This is a genomic window from Larkinella bovis (assembly GCF_042655385.1).
GTDB classification, from domain to species: Bacteria; Bacteroidota; Bacteroidia; order Cytophagales; family Spirosomataceae; genus Larkinella; species Larkinella bovis.
The window spans coordinates 228,740-252,050 of sequence record NZ_JBHSMA010000002.1; the positions used below are offsets into that span (position 1 = coordinate 228,740).

The 23,311-nt window shown below is 55.5% G+C and carries 18 protein-coding genes; 14 read left to right on the forward strand and 4 right to left on the reverse strand.

The features are described 5' to 3' along the window. Position 1: 1 nt before the first annotated feature. Entirely contained in the window at positions 2 to 1,243 is a 1,242-nt protein-coding gene (locus tag ACFPMF_RS08325; protein ID WP_379843051.1) for a GDSL-type esterase/lipase family protein, read from the reverse strand. 410 nt (positions 1,244 to 1,653) lie between these two features. On the opposite strand from ACFPMF_RS08325, the gene ACFPMF_RS08330 reads away from it, so the two are divergent. From ACFPMF_RS08330 to ACFPMF_RS08380, 11 genes are all read left to right on the forward strand, one after another. Beyond that, positions 1,654 to 1,992, forward strand: a complete 339-nt coding sequence (locus ACFPMF_RS08330; RefSeq protein WP_379843054.1) for a hypothetical protein — start codon at positions 1,654 to 1,656, stop codon at positions 1,990 to 1,992. A gap of 225 nt (positions 1,993 to 2,217) precedes the next feature. Next, positions 2,218 to 2,844: an RNA polymerase sigma factor gene (locus ACFPMF_RS08335; protein ID WP_379843056.1), complete on the forward strand. Its 627-nt coding sequence runs from the start codon at positions 2,218 to 2,220 to the stop codon at positions 2,842 to 2,844. Between the two features lie 81 nt (positions 2,845 to 2,925). Further along, complete coding sequence (locus ACFPMF_RS08340) at positions 2,926 to 4,029, forward strand: FecR family protein (RefSeq protein WP_379843058.1); 1,104 nt, start codon at positions 2,926 to 2,928, stop codon at positions 4,027 to 4,029. 121 nt (positions 4,030 to 4,150) lie between these two features. Next, the gene (locus tag ACFPMF_RS08345; RefSeq protein WP_379843060.1) at positions 4,151 to 7,657 is read left to right on the forward strand and encodes a SusC/RagA family TonB-linked outer membrane protein; all 3,507 of its coding nucleotides are present in this window, start codon (positions 4,151 to 4,153) and stop codon (positions 7,655 to 7,657) included. Between the two features lie 88 nt (positions 7,658 to 7,745). Beyond that, positions 7,746 to 9,257 carry a SusD/RagB family nutrient-binding outer membrane lipoprotein gene (locus ACFPMF_RS08350; protein ID WP_379843063.1) on the forward strand — a complete coding sequence of 504 codons (1,512 nt, stop codon included), beginning with the start codon at positions 7,746 to 7,748 and terminating at the stop codon, positions 9,255 to 9,257. 66 nt (positions 9,258 to 9,323) lie between these two features. Then, on the forward strand, positions 9,324 to 10,283 hold the full coding sequence (locus tag ACFPMF_RS08355) for an amidohydrolase family protein (protein ID WP_379843065.1): 960 nt from the start codon (positions 9,324 to 9,326) through the stop codon (positions 10,281 to 10,283). Next, positions 10,280 to 11,053: an HpcH/HpaI aldolase family protein gene (locus tag ACFPMF_RS08360; protein ID WP_379843068.1), complete on the forward strand. Its 774-nt coding sequence runs from the start codon at positions 10,280 to 10,282 to the stop codon at positions 11,051 to 11,053. The genes ACFPMF_RS08355 and ACFPMF_RS08360 overlap by 4 nt, the downstream gene beginning before the upstream one ends. A gap of 119 nt (positions 11,054 to 11,172) precedes the next feature. Then, on the forward strand, positions 11,173 to 12,618 hold the full coding sequence (locus ACFPMF_RS08365) for a GntP family permease (protein ID WP_379843070.1): 1,446 nt from the start codon (positions 11,173 to 11,175) through the stop codon (positions 12,616 to 12,618). 53 nt (positions 12,619 to 12,671) lie between these two features. After that, positions 12,672 to 13,646 (forward strand): 2-hydroxy-3-oxopropionate reductase, encoded by a 975-nt coding sequence (locus ACFPMF_RS08370; RefSeq protein WP_379843073.1) that lies wholly within the window; start codon positions 12,672 to 12,674, stop codon positions 13,644 to 13,646. A gap of 74 nt (positions 13,647 to 13,720) precedes the next feature. Further along, positions 13,721 to 14,836 carry a mannonate dehydratase gene (locus ACFPMF_RS08375; protein ID WP_379843076.1) on the forward strand — a complete coding sequence of 372 codons (1,116 nt, stop codon included), beginning with the start codon at positions 13,721 to 13,723 and terminating at the stop codon, positions 14,834 to 14,836. 25 nt (positions 14,837 to 14,861) lie between these two features. Further along, the gene (locus ACFPMF_RS08380) at positions 14,862 to 16,184 is read left to right on the forward strand and encodes an enolase C-terminal domain-like protein (RefSeq protein ID WP_379843078.1); all 1,323 of its coding nucleotides are present in this window, start codon (positions 14,862 to 14,864) and stop codon (positions 16,182 to 16,184) included. 89 nt (positions 16,185 to 16,273) lie between these two features. On the opposite strand, the gene ACFPMF_RS08385 is transcribed toward ACFPMF_RS08380, so the two are convergent. Continuing rightward, entirely contained in the window at positions 16,274 to 16,690 is a 417-nt protein-coding gene (locus tag ACFPMF_RS08385; RefSeq protein WP_379843081.1) for a hypothetical protein, read from the reverse strand. Positions 16,691 to 16,873: 183 nt separating this feature from the next. Between ACFPMF_RS08385 and ACFPMF_RS08390 the strand changes: the two genes are divergently transcribed. The 3 genes from ACFPMF_RS08390 to ACFPMF_RS08400 all read left to right on the forward strand — a co-directional run bounded on the left by ACFPMF_RS08390 (position 16,874) and on the right by ACFPMF_RS08400 (position 20,114). Then, positions 16,874 to 17,227 (forward strand): hypothetical protein, encoded by a 354-nt coding sequence (locus ACFPMF_RS08390; protein WP_379843083.1) that lies wholly within the window; start codon positions 16,874 to 16,876, stop codon positions 17,225 to 17,227. A 159-nt stretch (positions 17,228 to 17,386) separates the two neighbouring features. Beyond that, positions 17,387 to 17,893, forward strand: a complete 507-nt coding sequence (locus tag ACFPMF_RS08395) for a molybdopterin-dependent oxidoreductase (RefSeq protein ID WP_379843085.1) — start codon at positions 17,387 to 17,389, stop codon at positions 17,891 to 17,893. A gap of 400 nt (positions 17,894 to 18,293) precedes the next feature. Continuing rightward, a complete protein-coding gene (locus ACFPMF_RS08400) occupies positions 18,294 to 20,114 on the forward strand; it encodes an SGNH/GDSL hydrolase family protein (protein WP_379843087.1) in 1,821 nt (606 codons plus the stop codon). 7 nt (positions 20,115 to 20,121) lie between these two features. Here ACFPMF_RS08400 and ACFPMF_RS08405 read toward each other — a convergent pair whose 3' ends face one another. Both ACFPMF_RS08405 and ACFPMF_RS08410 read right to left on the reverse strand, forming a co-directional pair. Continuing rightward, positions 20,122 to 22,500 carry a TonB-dependent receptor gene (locus ACFPMF_RS08405; protein ID WP_379843089.1) on the reverse strand — a complete coding sequence of 793 codons (2,379 nt, stop codon included), beginning with the start codon at positions 22,498 to 22,500 and terminating at the stop codon, positions 20,122 to 20,124. Positions 22,501 to 22,600: 100 nt separating this feature from the next. Continuing rightward, on the reverse strand, positions 22,601 to 23,272 hold the full coding sequence (locus tag ACFPMF_RS08410) for a dioxygenase family protein (protein ID WP_379843091.1): 672 nt from the start codon (positions 23,270 to 23,272) through the stop codon (positions 22,601 to 22,603). Positions 23,273 to 23,311: the final 39 nt, after the last annotated feature.

A 23,311-nucleotide genomic window follows, 5' to 3' on the forward strand; every position in this document is an offset into this window, starting at 1 on the left:
ATTACTTCAGGAGGGTGAGTTGATAGACTTTTGACTTGGGTGTGCGGTTTAAGGCAATTTGCCCTTCCAGCCATTTGATGAGGATATTCTGCTCCTCCAGCCCTTTGACGTGCCGCCCCTGTTCGTAGTTACGAAAACCGGTTATGTAGGTTTCGTTGAGTGGGCGGTATTGAAAAAAGAACAGTTCGTTCTTTTTCACAATCAGGTGGCGCAGTGCCCGGGCCTGATCGTACGACGCCCCGTGGCGGAGGGGAACCCCTTCCGCCCACTGTTTCGCCGAGGCCGAAATGAGCTCCGAACCGTCGGCGGTCAGCGCATAAAATCCTTTTTTCAGGCCGGTTATTTTCAGGGTCCGCACATCGGGAACGGTTTGCTGGTTGGGCTGCGGAAGGGGCAGCGGCAGAAACGACTCGTCCAGCGTAAACGTCAGATCATCCGCTTTCAGGAGTTTCGCCGGGGCGGATGCTTCCGGACCGGTTTTGGACACATTGATCGTAATGACACCGCCCTGGGGGGGCAGGCCCAACCCTTTTTCCAGGGCAGTGGTCAGGTAATAGTATCCGGTTTCGTTCAGGTGAACCCCGTCGTCGGTGATCGCCAGCGTTTTGCTGACTTCCTGAATCGGTTTGAACACATCGATAAACCGCTTGCCGCGCTCTCTGGCCGTTTTGGCCATATCGGCCGCGTACACTTCCAGCATGGCATTCCGGCGGGTGATGGTCTGGGCCGAATCGCCGGCGATCACCGGAATGGGCGACAGCAGAATGGTGCGGGCACCGAGCTGATCGATTTTGTCCATCAGTTTGGTGAGTCCCTCCCGGAAACGCGGTAAACCGGCTTCACCACCTTCCGACTCAACACCGCCGTAGGCCAGAAAAACCACCGTGGGCTGGGCTTTGGTCAGCTGGTTCAGGAGGTGTTCGTACGGCGTTGGCGGGTTGGTGAACGTGCTGCGTGCTTCCCCGAATACATTGTCGCCGACCCAGCCGAGGTTCCGGAAGGTAACATCCCGGTCGGGGAAGCGGGTGGTGAGCGCCAGTTCGAGATAACCATACTGAAAGTCATTCTCAAACAGCGAGTTACCCAGGAAAACCACGCGGTCGTCCTTTTTCAGTTCAAAACGTGCATCGGGGGCTTCGGAGGCACTGGAAGGTTTATTCTGGGCAACGGCCAGTCCGAGGGGAAGGAGAAGGAATACAACGAGCATGCTACCCAGCGTAGCCGGTACCTTAAATTTTCTCATGCTTTCTTTTAACATACATACTGGCTTGACGGCCAAAACGGCTATCATTTCGAAAAAATGGAACAGTTGGTGGAATCGGTGGGGACAAAAAACGCCGACAGCCCGGTTGAAAGGAGGAAAGGCCACAGAGCGGGCGGATTTACCCAATAAATCCCCCAAAAATTTCGTGATGGATTGGAAGAAACACGGCTGACGGGGACGGTAACATTTTTATAAATTGGAGATCATACTTGTCAAATTTACCAAAATGTATGGATTTTAACCCCCGGAATCACGGTTTTTTCACGTAAATCCCACCGGGACGGCTGCGTTTCATGGCCCATTTGATAATACTTTTCCCGGAATTAGTAACCCAGGGCAATATTACGGTAACCTGGCCGTACAAGGGGTAGTACCTTACCACCTGCACAATGACATACCTCCCCAAACCGAATCGGTATTACATCGTCCAGAAAGAGCCGGTTTTGCTGACGGAAAAACACCTCCGCGAGTTGTCCCCCGAAGGTCTCCAACCCATTAAACTCACCAAGCCCTGGCTGACGGCCTTTGGTTTCGAACCCGACCGCTCGGCCTATTCGTGGGGACTCGGTAACGTCCGATTCGTGGCCGGTATGAACTGCTGGCTGTGCATCAATACCCGGCGGTACGTCCAATACGTCCATGAATTACAGGACCTGTTCGAAGAGCAGTTTCAGGATACCAAGCTGGAACTGAAGTCGCACAGTTTTTACGTGTCGGGAGCGGCCTGAAAACCGGGTTCCATCTCCGCTACCCGACAGGGGAGTGGAGTCTAAAATCCCGACAGTGGCCGGGGGTTGCCCTCGTGTTATCAAAGCCCAGCAAACGGCTTGCCCGCATCAGTAGGGGTGTTTTATAAAATTCTTTTTATTTTTTGAAAAAATAATCTTAAAACGGAGGTTAACTTTCCCGAAAACCGTGCTCTTATCAGTACAAGCACTGTAACTCTGTACGGTATGAGTAGACGGCTCCCTTCGGAAGAAGCACAACAACTTTGGCAGGAATACCGGGCGGGCGATATGTATGCGCTTGCCAAAATCATGCAAAGTTATTACTCCGACCTGTTTCACTGGGGGATGCGGCTCCAGGCCGAGCGGGAGTTTGTGAAAGACTGCATTCAGGAGGTGTTTCTGAATCTCTGGAAGCAGCAGAATTCCATTCATCCGGTTGAAAATGTACGGTCCTACCTGCTCGTGGTGCTCAAAACCCGCATCCTGCGCGAATTGTCGCGCAAGCATACGACTCACCAATCCACCCTGTCGGACGAATACACTTTTTCGGTTGAATTTGCCGCCGATGTGCAATGGATCGAAGAAGAAAATGAAGTCTATCAGATCCGCAAACTCGAGCGGGTGATCAATCATCTGCCTGACCGTCAGAAGGAATTGATTTATCTGCGGTTTTACCAGAACCTGAGTTTTGAACAGATTGCGGACGTAATGCACCTGGGCCGCCAGTCGGTCTACAACCTGCTCCAGAAATCCCTGATCAGCCTGCGTAAAAACTGGACAGTGAGCAGTGTTGCGATTCTTATTCAGTTTACGGTTTACGGTTTTCAGTTTACGGTGGCCGGCGCTTGCTAGCTGTCGCCCGAATAGGAACACGTGTATGAACCGGTGTCCGCCACCGTAACTGAAAACTGTAAACCGAATACCGGACAAGCTATGAAAAACTACAATACCTATAAAGTCGAGGACTTTATTCAGGACGAGGAGTTCCGGGACTGGGTGCAGGGGCGCGGGCATCGGGATGCGTTCTGGCGGTCGTTTCTCCAGAATTATCCCGAAAAACGGGCCGCTTTTCAGCAAGCCGAGCAGTTTATCCGGGCCGCGCACCTGGCACCCGAACCGCTCAGCGAAGCGGAAATCCGGAAAGAAACCGAAAAGTTTATCGAGAAGGCTACTGCGTATATAGATGACCGTTCTGGCTTTTCCGGCCCATCCCAGTACGAAAACCGGGGGGCTTATCTGCTGCGCTGGGGCACGGCCGTTGCTGCGGTTTTTGCGCTGGTGATCGGCTTGGGCTGGCATTTTTCGGCTCGAAAACAGGTGGCTGCCGCCCCCCGCTTCGCCGATTCGTTAGCCGGGCAACTGGTGGAAACGCGGAACGACAGCCACCACCTGCTGCGGGTAGTACTGAACGACAGTTCGGAAGTGTTGCTGAGTCCGCAGAGCCGGTTGCGCTACCCGTCCCGGTTTTCGGGAAATGCCCGGACGGTATACCTGCAGGGCGAAGGCAGTTTTTCGGTCAAGCGTCAGGGGCAGCCGTTTATGGTGTATACGGGGGACATGGTCACGAAGGTGTTGGGTACCCGGTTTGTCGTGAAAGCGTTCGAAAAAGATAAAAAAATTACCGTCCAGGTGCTGTCGGGAAAAGTGTCGGTCTACAAAAAAAAACCGGAACGTATACCGGACAATAAGGAAGTGAACGGCCTGATTCTGAACGCTAACCAGGCCGCCATTTTCGAGAAAAACGATGGCAATCTGACCAAGACGCTGGTGGCCAACCCGGCACCGATTGCGAAGCGCGCGAAAGCGGCTCCTTTTATCTATGATGAAGTTCCCTTGCCTGTGATCCTCAAAGAGCTGGAGACGAGTTACGGCATTCCGATCCAGTTTGATGAGCAAACGTTTCACGCGTGCAACATCACGGCCATTTTATCGAGTGAATCGCTGTATGAAAAGCTGGATCTGCTCTGCAAGGCCTCGTCGGCGACTTACGAAATAACCGATGGCCAGATTGTGATCAGCCGCAAAACCTACCGATGATGCGTAAAAAAAGGCAGTGACAACGCCACTGCCCACGGTTTGTTCGCTGAGAGTCGACTCGCCAAAGTAACCACTCAGTGAAAATCGTTCCGAAACAGAACTATTCAACCTTAACAAAACTATGAAAAAACACCTTTCCGGGCAACTCTGGTTGAAACTTATGCGGTTTTCACTGACACAAAGTTTGGTCATGTTCTCGCTGGTGGGCGCGTCGTTTGCTCACCCGAGTAACGCTCAGGAATACCTGAGCAGACGCTTAACGTTACACGTTGATAACCAGGATATAAAACGGGTATTGGCGGATATCGAAAAGGCAACGGATGTACAATTCGTGTACAGTTCGCAGGTTATCGAGCGGAGGCAGAAGATCAGTATCGAAGCGAACAACTCGACGCTGGAGGAGGTGCTGGTCAAGTACTTCAAACCGCTGCCGGTCAACTACGAAGTGGTGGGCCGGAAGGTGGTGTTATCGGCCAGTACGGTCCCGGATCTCGACAGCCGGTTTATCGATCTTCGGGAACGAACGGCGGAACTGGCTCCCCAACGAACGGTGTCGGGCAAGGTGACCGACGAAAAAGGGGCGGGTTTGCCCGGCGTTACGGTGTTGATCAAAGGCTCCCAGCGCGGCACAAGCACCAACGCCAGCGGTAATTTTCAGCTGGATATTCCCGACGCCACCGTGAGTGGAACGGTGTTGATTTTCAGTTATGTAGGCTATGTCAGCCAGGAGCTTACCCTGGGCAACCAGAGCCGTCTGCAAATTTCGCTGGCTCCGGAAAGCAAAGCCCTGAACGAGGTGGTGGTGACCGCCCTGGGGATCAAGAAGCAGACGAAAAGTCTCGGTTACGCCACGGCAACGGTGGGTTCGGAAGAAATGACCGTAAACCGGACGCCCAACTTCATGAACGCATTGCAGGGGAAAATGGCGGGTGTCAACATTACGCCCCTGGGATCGGGACCCGCCGGGACCAGCAAAATCCGGATTCGCGGACAGTCGTCGTTTGGCGGTAACAACTCCCCGCTGATCGTGGTCAATGGCGTTCCGATCGACAACACGAACTACGGGGCCCGGGGCGATGTGTCGGACCGGGGCAGCAACCGGACCTCCGACAGCGGAGACGGTTTGAGCAGCATCAATCCCGACAACATTGAAACGATGACGGTATTGAAAGGGGCGGCCGCTTCGGCCCTGTACGGTTCACGGGCGAAAGACGGCGTCATCATGATCACGACCAAAACCCGGGGAACGGGCAACGGTATCGGCCTGGAATACAACACAAATTTCACATCGGATACACCCCTGGATTACACGGATTATCAGTACGAGTACGGACAGGGCGAAAACGGTATTCGTCCGACCACGCCCTTCCCGACCTCCGGCCAGTGGAGTTTCGGCGAAAAATTCCAGCCGGGCATGACGCAGGTGCTGTTTGATGGCATCGAGGTTCCGTACGTGCCGCAGCGGCACCAGATTACGGATTTTTACCGGAAAGGCGGCACCTGGACCAACACGCTGACGCTGTCGTCGGGTGGCGACAATGGCGGTTTCAGCCTGTCAATTGCCAATCTGGACAACCGGAACATTTATCCCGGTTCGAGTTACAACCGGAAAAATATCAACCTGGGCTTTACGCAGACGCTGGCAAAAAGGCTGACCGTGTCCGGTAATATCAATTATTCCAAGGAGTTTCGGAAGAACCCGCCCAACATTGCCGAGCAGGATTTCAGCCCGGTCATTATCTTCAGTATGGCGAATTCGATGCCGCTGGACATTCTGGAAAAATACGCGACGGATGCCAACGGCAACGAGACCACCTGGTCGCGGTTTACGAACCGGACGAACCCCTACTTTGCCCTCAAACGGTTCGAAAACATCGATACCGACCGTGTTTTTGGCAACCTGACCGCCCGCTATAATTTTACGAACTGGCTGTTTTTGCAGGCCCGGCTCGGACAGGATTTCTACGCCCGCGAACAGGAGTACAACCTGCCGACGGGTACCCAACGGCAACCCGCGGCCCCGGCCGGTTTTGTCAATGGGCAGTATGTGCAGGACGTGCGGAATGTCCGGGAATTGAACGCCGACTTCCTGCTGAATGCCAACAAAACGTTCGGGGTTTTCGGGGTGAACGTAAATCTGGGCGGGAACCAGATGTACCGGAAAATCAGTCGGCACAATGTATTGGTGCAGGATTTCTACGTCCGGGACCTATACACCATCGGCAACGGTCGGCAACGGGACGCCATCTATGATCTCTCCGAACGGCAGGTCAACTCCCTCTACGGTTCGGCTGAACTTTCGTACAAAGACTTCCTTTTTCTGAACGGGACCGTGCGGAATGACTGGTTCTCAACGCTTTCGCCCGCCAACCGGAGCATTGCCTATCCATCCGTAACGGCCAGCTTCGTGTTCTCCCAGGCGTTTGCGACCTCACTGCCGGTCTGGCTGACGTTCGGGAAAATCCGGGCCGCTTACGCCGAAGTGGGGAGCGATACCGACGTGTCACCTTACGCCAACAACCTGTTTTACGGCATCAATGCCCAGCAGTTTCCGTCGCCCAGTGGTACGGCCCAGCCGCTGGCGAACATCAGCGGAACGACGGTTCCCAACGCTGACCTGCGCCCGATGCGGGTGTCTGAAAAAGAATTTGGGCTGGAGTTGCGGTTGTTCAACAACAACCTCGGCCTGGACCTGACGTATTACGATAAACTCTCGTCCGACCAGATCCTGCGGGCGCAAACCTCCGATGCGGGCGGCTATCAGACCCAATTGATCAACGTCGGCAAAAGCAGCAACAAAGGGCTGGAAATGCTGGTGAACATCACGCCCGTTAAGCGGAATAATTTTAACTGGAACCTGACGTTCAACGCGGCTTATAATGTCACGAAAGTGCTCGATCTGGGTTCGAGCGTCAGCGACAACATGATTACGGTCGGCACCGGCGAGTTCACCGGAGAACTCCGGCAGGTGGTTGGGCAGCCGATGGGCCAGCTTTACGGGTTTGGCTACCAGCGTGACGCGCAGGGGCGCCAGGTGTTCGATGCCGGAAACGGCCGGCCGTTGCGAACCACCACGCAGATTCCGTTCGGGAGTGCCCTGCCGAAATGGGTGGGCGGTATTACCAACGGGTTTAGCTACAAAGGCATTAACATGTCGGTTCTGGTGGACTTCAAACTGGGCCACAAAATGATTTCGGGCACCAACCACAACGCCTGGCGGCACGGGTTGCACAAAGCCACGCTGGTGGGCCGCGAAGAAGGCTACGTCATCGGCGAGGGCGTCAATCCGAACGGCGAGGTGAACCAGACCAAGTCGGGGGTGCAGGCCTATTACGAAACCGTGCGGTCGCAGAACATCGCCGAGGAGTTTGTCTACAACGCCGGTTTGTGGCAATTGCGGCAAATCACGCTGGGCTACGACTTCACGAAGTTCCTGCCGACGGGCGCGAAATTCATCAAGGGATTGCGGCTGAACGCCGTGGCCAACAACGTGGCGGTGATCAAGAAATGGGTGCCGAATATTCACCCCGAGCAGTTCGGTTTTCCGTCCGACAACCTCGTCGGGCTCGAAGCCACCGGCTTGCCGATTACGAGAAGCATTGGTTTTAACCTGAATGTGAAATTTTAAAAGGGTGTTACCCAGAGTTAATCAGGGCTTATCAGAGATTCCTTGATCAACCCTGTGCAACAACCCCCTCCAAACCCGTACCAAAACCATGAAAAAGATACTAATCGGCTTAGCCCTTTTTCTCACTGCCTGCGACAAGGGATTCGATGAGATGAACATCAACCCGATTGCCCTGACGGCCGTCGAACCGGCTTTCCAACTCAATACCGCCATCGTCAACAGCGCGGCTGGTTACGGGAACCTGAGCTACGAAACGACCATTGTGAAACAGATGATTACGCCGTTCAGCGGGCAGGGGTCGGCCGCCAATTTCAACCAGGATAACCGGGGCGTTTCGAACGGCAACTGGAACACCTATTACCGGACGATCATCCGTGAGTTAGTGGATATCATTGCCAAAACCAAGGATGATCCCAACCGGGTTAACCTCTACAACATGACCCGGATCTGGAAAGCGTATTCGTTCATGGTCGTGACGGATACCTACGGCGATGTGCCGTACGTGCAGGCCGGGAAAAGTTACCTCGAAGGCATTGTAAAACCGGTGTATGATACGCAGGAATCCGTTTATACCGATATCCTCAACGAACTGGATGCGGCTTCGGCGGCTCTGGATGCGTCGAAAACGAAAGTAGCCAGTGATGTGCTGTACGATGGCGATGTGGTCAAGTGGAAACGGATGGGGTATTCGCTGCTGCTGCGGGCGGCCATGCGGCTTTCCAAAGTGAATCCGGCCAAAGCCGCTGAATACGTCGCCAAAGCTGTTGCGGGTGGGGTAATGCAGTCCAACGCCGATAATGCCATCATTCGTCATAACGCCAGCTTTACCAACCCGATCGGGAGCCAGCTGAACGGCGGACAATCGGCGTTTTTCTACCTGGACGAAGAATTTGTCAGTTTCCTGCAGAAAATGAACGATCCACGGCTGGCTTCCATTGCCGTTCGGTACGTCGGGGCTACGAGCGGGGCGCAGCAGGTCGAGTCGCGGGCCAACCGGACCCCCGGCGTACAGATCGGGGCACCCCAGGGCTACGACAACACGACGATCAGCGCGGCCGTGACGGCCAGCAAACTCGCCAGTTTGTGGGATTACAGCCAGCTGGATAAAACCCGCATGGCTTCGCTGACTGCCCCCAGTTTTCTGGTGACCTACGCTCAGACGCAACTTCTGCTGGCCGAAGCCGCTTTCCGGAAATGGACCACCGGCAACGCGGCCACGTTCTACGCCAACGGCATTCGGGCGCATATGCAGCAACTGGCAACCTACGGGGCGAATACCGCCGTGGCGGAAAGCGCCATAAACACGTTTGTCGATGCGAATCCGCTGGCCGCCGGGCAGGAACTGGAGCAGATCAATACGCAGTATTGGGTCGCATCGTTTCTGATGGGACCGGAAACATGGGCCAATTTCCGGCGGAGCGGTTTTCCGGTTTTGAAGCCCAATCCGTACCCCGGCAAAGACCTGAAAACCGAAGCGTTTATCCGTCGGCTGACGTACACCGATGCCGAATTGAACGTGAATAAAGATAATGTCGATCAGGCCATTAGCCGTCAGGGGCCCAATTTGCTGGATACCCGCATCTGGTGGGATAAAAAGTAACCGGAGCGCTGGTCGGGAAAGTCCGTTGACCTGTTTTTACCCGTATTGACCAAAACCCTTTTGACGATGGAATCCAGTCCGCACCCAATCCGGAAGAAAACCGCCCGGTTACCAGGCCGCCGTGCCGTGCTGGGCACGCTCGCGGGGGTTGGCCTGGCGCAGCTTGGCTGGGGGGCGGTTTCGCCAACGCAGGATCGGTTGGAAAACCGGGTGGCGGAACCGGTGATCGAATGGAATGCCCACATCTTTAGCCCGGATCTGGCGCGGTTTCCGTTTCATCCGCAGGCCACCTATCAACCGACGGTGGCGAAAGAACCGGCGGATCAACTGGCGGCTTACCTGCAACGGCTCGATCGGGAGAAAATCGACCGGGCGGTGATCGTGCATCCCGAACCCTACGGGGATGATCATCGATTGCTGCTCGATTGTCTCCGGCGCGAACCGAACCGACTGCGGGGAACGGCCCTGTTTTTTCCGAAAGATCCGGACGCTCCCCGGAAGCTGGCCGCGCTTGTTCGGCAGGAACCGCGAATTGTGGCCACCCGGTTTCACGCCCACCGGGGTAAGGAAACCTACCTGAACACGCTGGCGGACCCGGGCGTTCGGGCGTTGTGGAAACAGGCGGCAGAGCTGAATCTCATCGTCGAATTGCATATCGGGCCTAATTACGCCCGGCAGGCCGGGGAGGCTATAGCGGCTTTTCCGGATTGCAGGGTGCTGATCGACCACCTCGCCGAACCGAATCTGGGCACCGGGCCGGAATATGCCGACGTGCTCGAACTGGCGCGGTTTCCGAACGTCTATATGAAACTTTCGGGCCTGGGCTATTTTGCGAAGGATGCACCGTATTATGAAAGTGCCATTCCGTTTACCCGCCGGGTCATCAGGGAGTTTGGGGCGAACCGGATGGTTTGGGGAGGAGACTCGCCAACGGTTGTCGACAAACACATGGCCGATTATTCCGAGGCCGACCGCGACAAGGTGAAAGGAGGAAATCTCCGCCAATTGCTGAACTGGACTGTATGAAAAATCTGAAAAAACGACTCAAACAAGGAGAAACATTAAATGGCTGCTGGCTGAATCTGGGCAGTTCGCTGACCGCCGAAATTGTGGGACAATCCGGTTTTGACTGGGTGCTGATCGACCTCGAACACGGTGCCGGTTCGGAAAAAGATGTCCTGTATCAATTACAGGCGCTGGAACATACGGGAGCCGGTGCCATCGTTCGGGTAGAAAGCTCGGAAAGTCAGCGGATTCACCGGGTGCTGGACATGGGTGCGGAGGGGATCATGTGTCCGAAGATTCTGAATCCCGAAGGGGCCCGGAAAGTCGTCAGCGGGCTGCACTACCCGCCCCACGGCAGTCGCGGAGTGGCCAAGATGGTGCGGGCGACCGGTTTTGCGCAAAATTTTCAGCGGTACTACGAAGAAGCGCACGATACCATCCTGGGCGTGGTGCAGATTGAAACGGTGGAAGTGCTGAACCACCTGGATGAAGTGGCCGGTATCGATGGGGTGGATGTGCTGTTCATCGGGCCCGCCGATCTGTCGATGGAGCTCGGCATTTTCGGGCAATTCGATCACCCCCGGTTTAAGGAAGCCCTGCGCGAAACCGTCAACGCGGCCCAAAAAGCCGGGAAAGCCACCGGAATCCTTTTTTTTAACCCCGACGATTACCAGCGCTACCACGACCTGGGCATCCGGCTGCTGGCCTGCGGGGCCGACGGAACGTTCGTCGCCGACGGAGCCCGCAATCTGGCTGCCAAGTTGAATGCTTTTCGGAACGTATATAAGTAGCTATTACACAGGGTTAATTAGAGGATATCAGAGGTAAGCAGGGCCACTGATTAACCCTGATATTCTCAGATCAACCCTGTGTAATAACCCTTTTTTCCTAAACCCTTAAAAACGTATTAATGTCTGATCCGCTCTTCATTTTAGCCGTTGGTGTTCTGATTGTGGTCGGTGGCATCATCGGATTAAAGCTCCACCCGTTTTTGGCGCTCCTGCTGGGCGCTTTCATTGTAGCCCTCCTGACCCCCGCCGAAGCCATTGAACAGTTTGCCATCGCGAAAGGAACCGCCCCGGCGGCCGCGCAGGCGCTGGCGAAAAAAAGCATCGGCGAACGCATTGCGACCGAATTTGGCAGCACCTGTGGCAAAATCGGGATCCTGATTGCGATGGCCGCCATCATCGGCAAGTGCATGCTCGAAAGCGGGGCCGCCGAACGCATTATCCGGTCGATGCTGCGACTGACGGGCATCGAAAAGGCACCGATTGCGTTTCTGGTCAGCAGTTTCTTTCTGGGTATCCCGGTTTTTTTCGATACGGTTATTTTCCTGATGATGCCGCTCGCCAAAGCCATGACGCTGCGAATCGGGAAAAACTACCTGCTGCTGGTTCTTTGCATCATGGCCGGGGCCGCGATGGCAAACTCGCTGGTGCCGCCCGCACCGGGACCGTTGTTTCTGGTCGGTGAGATGCACATTCCGATTGGGTTGATGATGATGGCCGGGACTATCGTCGGGCTTTTTACGATCACCGCCGGGTATTTCTTCGCGCTCTGGGCGAACCGGCGGTGGCCGATTCCGCTGCGCGATTCACTCGATGCAAAACTGGAGGATATCAAACTGATTGCCGCCAAGGAAAATCATCACCTGCCCGGTCTGGGCGTGTCGCTGCTGCCGGTTTTGATTCCGCTGGTGTTCATCTGCGCCGATACGGCGCTCAACACGATGGCTACACCCGGCCAACCGCTGACCGAGTCGCCATTCTTGAATACGATCCTGAAACTGATCAGGTTCTTCGGCGATAAAAACATTGCGATTGTCACCGGTGGTATTGCTGCCCTGCTGATTCTGGCCAGTCAAAAGAAAGACAGCAAGGAAGGCCTTACGCCTTTCGTGCAGGCGGCTTTGATGAGCGGGGGCGGTATTATCCTGATCACGGCGGCTGGCGGAGCGTTTGGGGGGATGTTGCAGCAGACTGGCATCAGCACACGGATTGCCGACATGACCAAAGAATACCAGATGGCACTGATTCCGCTGGCGTTCCTGATTGCTGCCGTTGTCCGGACGGCGCAGGGATCGGCCACGGTCGCCCTGATCACGGCTTCGGGCATTTTGTCGGGCATGGCCACCAACGCGAACCTCGAATTTCACCCGGTTTATCTCGGTTTGGCCATTGGTTGCGGCTCCAAACTGGTGCCCTGGATGAATGACGCCGGATTCTGGATTATCTGTAAACTGAGTAACCTGACCGAGCGGGAGGCCCTGAAAACGATTTCACCCCTGCTCGTCGTCATGGGCCTGACCGGGCTCATCATCATCATGATCGGGGCAAAACTGTTCCCTTTACTTTAATCAATAGCCGGTTTTCGGTTCACGGTTTACGGTTGGCTGGCGCCCGAATACGGATGGCTAACCCAAAACGTCAAGTACCGAAGCGTCGGCCCGGCGCAAACCGTGAACCGAAAACCGGGTACCAAAAACGTATGGAAAAAATAGGATTCATTGGGTTGGGCATCATGGGAAAACCCATGGCGTTGAATTTAATCAAGGCCGGTTTTCCGGTATCGGTACTGGAAACGAGCCAGGCGGCTGGGGAATTGGTTGCGGCTGGTGCCAGTAGCTTTTCAGACCGCAAGGCGCTGGCGCAGACGAGCGATGTGGTCATCACGATGTTGCCGGATTCGCCGGAGGTGGAACAGGTGGTGCTGGGGCCGGACGGCGTGCTGGAAGGCCTTCAGCCGGGGGCCTTGTTCATCGATATGTCCACAATTTCGCCCGCGACGGCCCGGACAATTTACCAACAATTGCAGCAAAAGGGCGTCGAAGCGCTGGATGCGCCGGTATCGGGCGGACAGGTGGGGGCGGTTGCGGCTTCGCTGTCGATCATGGTGGGTGGGAGCGAAGCGGCTTTTCAACGCGCTTTGCCGGTTTTTCAGGCGATGGGCAAAAACATCGTGCTGATTGGCGAACCGGGCGCGGGGCAAACCACCAAAGCCTGCAACCAGCTGATTGTGGGCATCACCATTCAGGCGGTTTCCGAAGCCTTCACGCTGGCGAAGCAGGCCGGTGTCGATCTCGAAAAAATGCGGGAGGTCTTGCTGGGCGGTTTTGCCCAAAGCCGGATTCTGGATCTGCACGGCAAACGCATGATCGAACGGAATTTCACGCCCGGTTTCAAAATCAGACTGCATCACAAGGATTTGGGCATTGCGCTCCAGTCGGGCGAAGCGTTTTCGGTGCCGCTGAAAGCGACCGCCCTGGTGGCCGAGCAGATGCGAGCCGCCATCGAGGCCGGTGACGGGGAACTGGACCATAGCGCGATTATCAAACAGCTGGAAACCGCTCGTCAGGATTTGAACGGTCCGACGATTCGGTCCTGACGCTATCGGTTGCGGATTTCAAATCCCGAACAGCAGACAGTCCTAAATAAACCATTCACAAAGCCCTTACCACGATGAAACGAAAGGAATTTCTCAAAGTTGTTACGGCTAGCTCCGTTGGTGCGGCTGCCTTTGGTCCCGAATCGGCGCAAGCGGAAAACCGGGTTGTACCGAAAAAAGTGCTCATGAAAGTCGGTTGCCAGTCGGGCGGTACGACGGTCGAAAACCTGGAGTTCAAGGCCCGTCACGGTGTTTATAACCTGGACGGCGGATCGCCCAAAAGCATTCCCGGCAAAGGCTGGGATCTCGACGACTCGATGCGGAAGCGGGAAGCCTGCGAGAAGTACGGCATCAGCCTCGATGCCTACCACTTTCCATTGACCTCGGCGGGCATCGACAAGGTTGAATACCCGAATATCATGCTCGGCAAAAGCCCCGAACGGGACCGCGAAATCGAGATTCTTCAGCAAATGATCCAGGTGGCCAGCAAAACCGGGATTAAAGTCCTGAATTACAACACGACGATTCTGCCGGTTTTGCGCACCGGGCGGTATACCGACCCTAAACGCGGGAATGCGGAGTACAGCGCCTGGAATTATGAGGAAGCCCTGAAGCAAAACAAGCCGAAAACCATCGCGGGCGACGTCTCGATCGAGCAGATGTTCGAGCGGATTACCTACCTGCTGGACCGGATTCTGCCGGTGGCGAAAGAATATAAAGTCAAGATGGCCAACCACATTGCCGATCCGCCGACGCCCGTGGGTTACCGCGGCATTACGCGCTGGAACAGCCCCGACGTTTTCAAAGGTATTCAGCGGTTTGCAAAACTGTACGACAGTGAATACCACGGTTTTAACTTTTGCATTGGCTCGATTGCGGAAGGCTTGAAAGATCCGAAAACCGAAATTATGCCGATTATTAAGTGGGTCGGTGAGCGAAATCAGATTTTTAACGTTCATTTGCGGAACATCAAAGGCGGCTGGAAAAATTTTCAGGAAGTGTATCCGGACAACGGCGATATGAATTTCCTGCACGTGGTCCGCGCCCTGCGGGATGTCGGTTTTTCCGGGATGGTGATGCCCGACCACGTTCCGCACCACCATGATCCGGGCAGTACGTCGCAGGCGTTTTCGTTTGCGTACGGCTACATCAAGGCACTGCTTCAGGCGGTGTCCGACGAAGTAAGTTGATTGAGAACAGAACCATACCCTTAGCATGACTGGAAGGTCCCTCGTTGCCGGCAAGCCCGGTCCGCGCATCAGCGCGATCACCGTAACACCCATTGCCGTTGTTGATCCGCCGTTGTTGAATGCCGCCGGGTTACACGCTCCGTACGCTCTGCGCACGATTGTCGAACTGGTCACTGACGACGGTATTTCGGGCATCAGCGAAATTCCGGGAAACCGCGACATCGACCAGGCGCTGGAAGCGTCCCGCGAACTGCTGATCGGGCGTGATGTCTTCCAACTCAGCGAAATCCGGCAGGTGCTGGTCGCTCACTTTGGGACCGATACGGCCGCCCAGCGGGGGGAAGCTCCCTGGGACCAGCGGAAGATGGTGCACATTTTCAGTGCCATTGAGGTCGCCTGTCTGGACATCATCGGCAAGGTGGTGGGTCGTCCGGTGGTCGATTTGCTGGGCGGTAAAATGCGGGACCGCGTGCCGTTTTCGGCCTATCTGTTTTACAAATACGAAGGCGCGGGCGGTCAACTGAGCTTCGGAACCGATCCAAACGCGACGGGTTGGGCCGCAGCTAGGCAGGCCAGTGCCCTGAATCCGGCCGAAATAGTAGCCCAGGCCAAAGCCATGTGCGCGGAATTCGGGTTTCAATCCATCAAGCTCAAAGGGGGTGTTTTTGAACCCCGGCAGGAAGTCGATGCGATGTTTGCCCTGCATCAGGAATTTGGGCCGGAGGTGCCGTTACGGATCGACCCCAATGCGCTCTGGACGGTAGAAACCGCCATTCAGTATGGCAAAGAAATGGAGCCGATTCTGGAATACCTGGAAGACCCGACGCGCGGGCAGGAAGGCATGGCGAAGGTGCGGAAAGCCGTCAAAACCCCGCTGGCAACCAACATGTGCACCACTTCGTTCGAAGATATTCCGAATAGCATTGCCCTTGGTTCCGAGGATATTATCCTGAGCGATCACCATTTCTGGGGCGGTTTACGGTCGTCGATGACGCTTTCCGGGATTTGCGACACCTTCGGGCGCGGGTTGTCGATGCATTCCAACAGCCATTTGGGTATTTCCCTGGCCGCGATGGTGCACCTCGGTGCCGCTTTGCCCCGGGTTCCGTACGCGCTGGACACGCATTATCCCTGGCAGTCGGATGAGGTGATTGTCGGGGGGCGGTTTCTGTTTGAAGAAGGTTCGGTGGCGGTTCCGCAGGCACCCGGTTTGGGCGTGGAACTTGACCGGACGGCCCTGGCGGCCCTGCACCAGAATTATCTAGCCTGCGGGTTGACCAAACGGGACGACGAAACCGAAATGCAGAAAGTCCAGCCCGGCTGGAAATTTCAGTCCGTCCGCTGGTAGGACGCCCGGACTGAAACCCGGAGGAGTTCGTCGAGCGAATCACTGCCGATGCTGATCAGTACGGGCTAAGCCACTGTGCGTATTTCGCGCTACATCAAATTCAGTTGGACAATGACCGACAGAAACTGGTAGCAGCCGGCTTTCGTGCGGGCAAAGTCCTCCGACAGTTCCACAAACTGGACCGGCAACAGGCTGGTTCGGCTAAACCGCACAGCTCCGCAGGGCACGGGATGATCGGCGGTGCAGGCACCCGATTCGCAGATCAGCTCGGACTGCATCCGGTTGAACCAGGTCTTCAGCCGGGAGAGTTGCTGGTGGTAATCAATGGCCCGGTGGCGCAGGCCTGCGTGGTTATAATGGGCCAGAACATCGTCGAGTAACGCCAGTAACTGGTTGGTTTCCTGCTTGTAATGGGTCAGTTCAAGCGCCCGGCGCTGGTTTTCGGTGCGGCAATAGTCCAGTTGAAGCCGATCAGGACTGGCAAGTGATTTCTTCGATGATTCCATGCGATTGACATTTTTGTAAAACTGCCGGTTTGTCCGGTTTTCGGGCATGACATCCGTCAGCTTTCCTCCTGAGGCTGGTCAGTCAGCCCGGCAATGCAAATCAGGCACCGGGCTAATGACCGTCATCCCTTCGGCGCGGGAAACCGGCAATCTTTGTATCATCAAACTATGATTGATACGACGATGAACACGAAACTTGCCCTCCCCGCCCAACCCATTGCTGCCCAACCCGTAAGTCATAGCTGGGCGGCTCGTTATAACAGCCTGGTGAATCTGCTTGAAACCGGCGATTACCGGTTTACGCTGATGGGGGCCATGCTGCTCATTCAGGGGTGTATCCTGACACCGGTTGCGCTGCTGGTTTTTCAATATTTTGATTTCGGATACAGCGATATTTACGCCGGTATTGCAGTGGTCGCCTTTTTTGCCGTGCTGGTATCTAACCTTGGGCTACTGTCTGTACGGTTTTGCCTGAACCTATTCGCGGTCAACGTTCTGCTGCATCTGGTTCTAATCGGTATTCACCTGATTCACTGAGACATTCTTTTTAAACCCACCACCGCTTCTTGTTTTGCAAAGGCGTTATATTTGTCAGAATATAACGCCTTTTGTTTGGCCGACCGATAGAGAAATCCTACAGAGGAGGTCGTTCCGAAAGGCTTTTTAGGAATGGATTGATTTTTAATGAGCTGGATTATGACCCAAATACCTTCAATGTGTTTCTCCAGCTGGCGTATCGCCCTGGGGTTGATGCTGTTATGCTGCGTCGCCGGAACCAGTTTCGGACAACTGACCATTTCGGGGGAAGTGGCCAGGCCACTGACGCTTCAGGCGGCCGATCTGAAAGCCATGCCGCATACGCAGGTAACGGGCAAAGACCGCGACGGGAAAGAACACCAGTATGCGGGGGTGCCGCTGGCCGATCTGCTCAAACAGGCCGGCGCCACGCTGGGTGCTGAGTTGCGGGGCAAAAACCTGATGAAATACGTCGTGGTGAAAGCGGCCGATGGGTACGAAGCCCTGTATGCGCTGCCCGAACTGGACCCCGAATTTGCTACCCGCACTATTCTTCTGGCCGACAGTATCGATGGAACGCCGTTCCCGGCGGGTGTCGGGCCGTACCGGATCGTAGTGCCCGGTGAGAAAAAACCGGCTCGTTGGGTGCGCGAAGTGAAATCGATTGAAGTACGGTTTGCTAACTAATCGACCTGTCCCGTCACTTCTATAAGGGTGGGCATACGTTTCCTGGATTTAACAGACATTGCTTGGGCAGTGCCCTGCGGAAAAATTTAATGAAATCAGCTCGTCAGCACCGTTGGGATGCCTCCGGATTTAGTAGTGTGCCGAGATTATATAGGATATATGTAACTAAATTAAAGTGTGAAGTAACATTGGCATTCGTTTTGCCTAATATTGCGGTAATGGTTACTACACTTGTGTAGTAAAATAGGACAGAGAAAAACGTTACATCACCCGGCCAATATGGCCGGGTCTTGTTTTTTTAGGCCCCCGGTGGCTGCACCGGCGTGTTTCTTTTCTCAACTTCCTGCGTAATTTTGAGCGGTTTCACGCTGCCTGTTGGCCTTATTCCTGACCCTGTTCCATGAAAAAAATGCTGCTTTTCTACGGCCTGTTTTCGTATCTTTTTTGCCTTGCCACGCTTGCCCAGACACAGGTCGACTACGTCTGGTGGAATCCGACCGACGCCGGTTTTCCGGTGATCGAAGGGCAGGGCTGGCGGGGTAGTGCCATCCGGGGTCCGTATGACCGCCTGCCTGCCGAAGCCGAAAAAACCGTTCGACCGCCCGTCTGGAATTTGTCGCGTAATGCCGCCGGACTGCTCATCCGGTTTCGGGCCAGCACCGATCAACTAGTGGTTCGGTATACCGTGACGGGGAAACACGCCATGCCGCACATGCCCGCAACGGGGGTCAGCGGGGTGGATTTGTACGCGGGCAACAGCGACGGCGACTGGCTGTATTGCAACGGAAAGTACGCCTTCGGGGACACGATTCAATACCAGTTTACGAACCTCGAAGCCAACGATTCGTACCACCAGAAAGGCCGAGAATACCGCCTGTACCTGCCGCTGTATAATTCGGTCAAATGGCTTGAAATCGGGGTTCCGAAAGGGGTAACGCTGACTCCGCTCCCCGTCCGGGCCGATCAGCCGATTGTGGTGTACGGCACCTCGATTGCACAGGGCGGTTGTGCGTCGCGCCCCGGTATGGCCTGGACCGCGATTCTGGGCCGGAAACTCGACCGGCCCCTGATCAACCTGGCGTTTTCGGGCAACGGGCGGCTGGAAAAGGAAATTGTGGACCTGCTGCCGCAAATTGACGCTAAAGTGTACGTGCTGGATTGCCTGCCGAACCTAATTATTTCGTCCGAACGCAAACCGGAAGACGTGAAAACCCGCATCCTGGAATCGGTTCGGACGCTGCGGCAGAAAAAACCGGCGACTCCGATTCTGCTGGTCGAACATGCGGGCTATACCGATGGCGGAATCAGTCCGTTGCGCCGGAATCAGTATATGGAAGTCAATGAGATTATGCGGCAGGCTTTTGCGCAATTGAAAGGAGAGGGCATCGCCCAGCTTTACCTGCTGCCCAAATCGCAAATCAACCTGGACATGGACGCGATGGTGGACGGTACGCACCCGAACGATCTGGGCATGCAGCAGTACGCCGATGCCTACGAACGCTCGCTCCGGGCTATTTTGAAAGAACCGGTCGGCCCTTTTTCGACCACAAAACCCCGCATACAATCCCGCGATTCGAGAATCTACGACTGGGAAACCCGGCACCGTGACATTCTGGCCCGGCTGAAAACCCATCCACCCCGCATCGTTTACATCGGCAATTCCATTACGCATTACTGGGGGGGCGAACCCAACGCCCCGCGCGCGCAGGGGTCCGATTCCTGGAAAACCGTGATGGAACCGCTGGGTGTGCAAAATCTGGGCTACGGCTGGGACCGCATCGAAAACGCGCTCTGGCGGGTGTACCACGGTGAACTCGAGGGTTACCGGGCGGAACAGGTGGTTTTGATGATTGGTACCAACAACATTCACATCAACTCGGATGCAGAAATTGCCGCCGGACTGAAACTACTGGTGGAGGCTATCAAAGTCCGCCAGCCCACCGCCGACATTCTCATGATCGGCCTCTTGCCCCGTCGAAACGAGGAAAAACGGCTGGAAAAGCTGAACGAAGAACTGGCGCAGGTCGCCGGGGAAGTCAATGCCACGTTTGCGCAACCCGGTTTGGTTTTCCTGAAACCGGACGGAAAAATCGACGAAACGCTGTTCAGCGACGGGCTGCATCCCAACGCGGAGGGCTACCGGCGGTTTGCGGAGAAGCTCCGGCCGTATCTGAAAAAAGCGCCGGAACCGCAGCCCAAAAGCAGGAAAGGCACGAAGTAAACCGGCCTCAATCCGGGTTTTCGGCCTGCCGGATGCGCGGCCCCTTGATCTCTTTTTTGCCCAGCTTGTACGCAACCGTTAGCCGGATGTGCTGATTCTGAACGCGGTATGTTTGCGTTTGTCGAAAGGTGTCCGTTACGGTTTCTTCCGTAATGAAGGTGTGGGGCGTCAGAATCGTGTCCATGCGGAGGCTCATGACGAAGCGTTTGCTTTTCGATTCCCGGCTGACCGTCAGGCTGTAGTATTTCCAGCCAGTCCGGTAGCCCTGCAACTGGAGGGTGTTGGCGTCGAAAAAACCGTAAAAATCGACGCTGAAGCCGTGGGGCAGTTTGTAACTCCCGTTCAGCACGAATTCCCGCATCAGACCGTGGTTGCTTAGGTTCAGCGCCCGGCTTTTCAACCAGACGTACTGTGGCGTCATCGTCGCACTCAGATTCAGCCGGGCCGACGGTTTCCAGTTGAGTGTCAACGATACGCCCAGTCGGCGGTTCTGGCCCACGTTCTGCCAGGTGCTTTCAAAAACGCCGTCGGGCCGGGCCGTTCGGATGCTCTCGATGCTGTTGCGGTTATCGTTGTAAAACAGGCCGATAGCCGTAAAAAACCGGGTGGCGTTGCGGACATAATTCAACTGGTACCGGCGGGTCAGTTCGGGGCGGAGGTGCGGGTTTCCAAACTGGATGTTCAACGAGTCGCTGTTGTTTACGGTCGGATTCAGGAGGGAAAAATAAGGGCGGACCAGTTTGACGGTATAACTGAGCTTCAACGAACTTTTCGGACTCAGGGTACGACTGATCAGCAGGTTGGGAACGACGTTCTGGAACGACGGCATGCGGAGGGGCGTAGCGCGAAAAACCGCCTTCAGATCCGTTTGCTCGAAGCGGGTTCCTGCCACCAGTTGCCACTTATCCAGCCGGACGCTGAAACTGGTGTAGGCGGCATACACGGTACTCTCGTACGAAAAGAAATTCGAACGGATCGGGTCGTTCTTATACGTTTGATGATCAAAATCGTAGGTGCCGAACCGACTGTCGCTGTTCAGCACTTTCCGGGTTAGTTTGCCCCCGGTTTCCCAGTTGAGCTGCTTCGTAAAGGAATGCGTATAATCGGCCTGAAGAATCAAATCGCGGTTTCGGGTTTTGCTGTTGAAGATTTCCCCGTAATCGATCTCGTTGCGGGTCACTTGCTCCAGTTCGTAGCCATTGGTTCCGGTGAACAGAAAATACAGGCCCAGCAGTGAAAACTCTTTCCGTTTATCGTTCGACGCTGCCGTGTACCCGGCGCTGAACGTACTGCCGGTGTTGCCAACCGGGGTATCGATATGCCGCCGGAAAGCAGGCTGAAGGGGTTCGTTTTCGCCGTAAAAATGATTCGAAACCGTCCGGGTCCGGAACGGCGACCAGCGGGCGCGGTAGCCGAAGGTGACGGTTTTCAGCGAATCGAGGCTATACAACACGTTGAAACCGCCGACGAGAAAATCGCCGATCTGCCGGGATTCATTTTTCTGGACAATATGCAGCGATGGGGCTTCCCGTTCGAGAACGGCGCCGTTGCGGTTCCAGAACTTCTGGTAAAAACCGTCGGCTTTCAGCAGCCATTTGCCGGATTTGTGCTGCCCATCGCTCATGATGTTTTCGGTACGGTTTCCCAGAATGGCGCGGAGGTTGCCGTTCGTAGCGTTTTCGGGGCTTTTGCGGGTCGTGATGTTTACCACGCCGTCGGTCCCTTCGGCCTCGTAGCGGGCCGAAGGGTGCGTGATGACGTCAACCTTGACGATGCTTTCTCCGCTGATGGTTTTTAACGCATCCGCCACCGACGACGCATAAATTTCGGACGGTTTGCCATCGATGAACACCCGAATCCGGGAACTGCCGCGCAGGGAAAGGCTGCCGTTGGCATCGACAGACAGCAGGGGCACTTTGCGCAGCACATCCGCAGCGTCGCTTCCGGCGATGGCGGGCAGGTTTTCGGCATTGAAAGTAAGCCCGTCGACCCGCTGCTCGATGAGCGGTTTCTGGCCCCGGACGGTGACGGTTTTCAGCATTTTCGCATCCTGACTAAGGACAATCGTTCCTAACTCCAGCGTGGGATGTTCGGCGCTTAGGGTCCAGACCGGTGTTGGCACCGGGCGGTATCCCACCGAGCTAATCGTCAGGTAATACGTACCCATCGGAATTCGTACCAGGGCAAACCGGCCCAGGCTGTCGGTCAGTGTCCCGGTCACTAACGAATCGCCCCGGAACAGCGAAACCGTCGCAAACGGTACGGCTTTCTGCGTCAGCGAATCCACAACGGTTCCTTCGACGCGGCCCTGATTGCCAGGCTCCTGCGCTTGAAGGCTCAGTAGACGTAAAACGAGGAGAAGAAGGATAAAAATGAACGGCTTCATGGCGGACGGACTGGGCAAAAACGGGCTGCGGATCGGCGGTCAGGGCAATGCAGGAGCAGCCTCGCGTTGGCGAAGAATGGGTCTGGTTCGGGTTGTTGCGTTACTTCCGGGTTGCCGGATAATTCGGGATGTTTTTGCCGAGGTAGATGTTGCGTTCGCCTTTGTACATGTTGCCAGCGTCTATGAGCTTGACGATGCCGCTGCCACCCCGGTTTTCCAGTTTTCGGCGTTGATCGGCGGTCAGGAGGGGGTCGTCATCGAACAGAAATTCGTCGATGTAGTATTCATTGAGGCCCGGTTCTTTGATCGTAATATGAATATGCGCCGGATCGGAATGGCCGGGGTAGGGAGCTGGTCGGAGGGTGCCGAATTTGTAAAAACCGTTGGCGCCGGTACGCATCCAGCCCCGAATGGAACCGTGCCGCTTTTCCCACCCTTTGGCATCCGATTTAGCCGTGTAATGCCCGGTTTCGTCGGTATGGTAAATGTACAGGACGACACCCGCTGCGGGCGTGCCGTCGGCTTTGTAGACGGTGCCATTAATACCCAGCGGTTTTTTGCCTTCCCAGGTCACATCCGGTAGCATCACGGTACTTTTTAGGTTTTCAAGCGGAACGGGCGATTCGTAAATCGCTTCGCAGCCTTCGCAGGGACCGCCCACTTTCTGGGCGAAGGTGTTCGGTGAAACGAGACTGGAACCGGTCAGTAGCGTGAAGAGGATCGCAATTCGATGAGTTTTCATTGTCGTACGGTTTTTCGGTTGGACATCCATTAGCTCCTGAAACGGCTAATCGACCTGATGCAGTAAACC

Excerpts from the sequence above, each read along its gene's own strand:
- ACFPMF_RS08360 (WP_379843068.1), top strand. The coding sequence starts at position 10,280 with ATGAAAAATCTGAAAAAACGACTCAAACAAGGAGAAACATTAAATGGC.
- ACFPMF_RS08325 (WP_379843051.1), bottom strand. The coding sequence starts at position 1,243 with ATGAGAAAATTTAAGGTACCGGCTACGCTGGGTAGCATGCTCGTTGTA.
- ACFPMF_RS08345 (WP_379843060.1), top strand. The coding sequence starts at position 4,151 with ATGAAAAAACACCTTTCCGGGCAACTCTGGTTGAAACTTATGCGGTTT.
- ACFPMF_RS08365 (WP_379843070.1), top strand. The coding sequence starts at position 11,173 with ATGTCTGATCCGCTCTTCATTTTAGCCGTTGGTGTTCTGATTGTGGTC.
- ACFPMF_RS08370 (WP_379843073.1), top strand. The coding sequence starts at position 12,672 with ATGGCTAACCCAAAACGTCAAGTACCGAAGCGTCGGCCCGGCGCAAAC.
- ACFPMF_RS08410 (WP_379843091.1), bottom strand. The coding sequence starts at position 23,272 with ATGGATGTCCAACCGAAAAACCGTACGACAATGAAAACTCATCGAATT.
- ACFPMF_RS08405 (WP_379843089.1), bottom strand. The coding sequence starts at position 22,500 with ATGAAGCCGTTCATTTTTATCCTTCTTCTCCTCGTTTTACGTCTACTG.
- ACFPMF_RS08350 (WP_379843063.1), top strand. The coding sequence starts at position 7,746 with ATGAAAAAGATACTAATCGGCTTAGCCCTTTTTCTCACTGCCTGCGAC.
- ACFPMF_RS08400 (WP_379843087.1), top strand. The coding sequence starts at position 18,294 with ATGAAAAAAATGCTGCTTTTCTACGGCCTGTTTTCGTATCTTTTTTGC.
- ACFPMF_RS08385 (WP_379843081.1), bottom strand. The coding sequence starts at position 16,690 with ATGGAATCATCGAAGAAATCACTTGCCAGTCCTGATCGGCTTCAACTG.
- ACFPMF_RS08395 (WP_379843085.1), top strand. The coding sequence starts at position 17,387 with ATGACCCAAATACCTTCAATGTGTTTCTCCAGCTGGCGTATCGCCCTG.
- ACFPMF_RS08375 (WP_379843076.1), top strand. The coding sequence starts at position 13,721 with ATGAAACGAAAGGAATTTCTCAAAGTTGTTACGGCTAGCTCCGTTGGT.
- ACFPMF_RS08335 (WP_379843056.1), top strand. The coding sequence starts at position 2,218 with ATGAGTAGACGGCTCCCTTCGGAAGAAGCACAACAACTTTGGCAGGAA.
- ACFPMF_RS08380 (WP_379843078.1), top strand. The coding sequence starts at position 14,862 with ATGACTGGAAGGTCCCTCGTTGCCGGCAAGCCCGGTCCGCGCATCAGC.
- ACFPMF_RS08390 (WP_379843083.1), top strand. The coding sequence starts at position 16,874 with ATGAACACGAAACTTGCCCTCCCCGCCCAACCCATTGCTGCCCAACCC.
- ACFPMF_RS08330 (WP_379843054.1), top strand. The coding sequence starts at position 1,654 with ATGACATACCTCCCCAAACCGAATCGGTATTACATCGTCCAGAAAGAG.
- ACFPMF_RS08355 (WP_379843065.1), top strand. The coding sequence starts at position 9,324 with ATGGAATCCAGTCCGCACCCAATCCGGAAGAAAACCGCCCGGTTACCA.
- ACFPMF_RS08340 (WP_379843058.1), top strand. The coding sequence starts at position 2,926 with ATGAAAAACTACAATACCTATAAAGTCGAGGACTTTATTCAGGACGAG.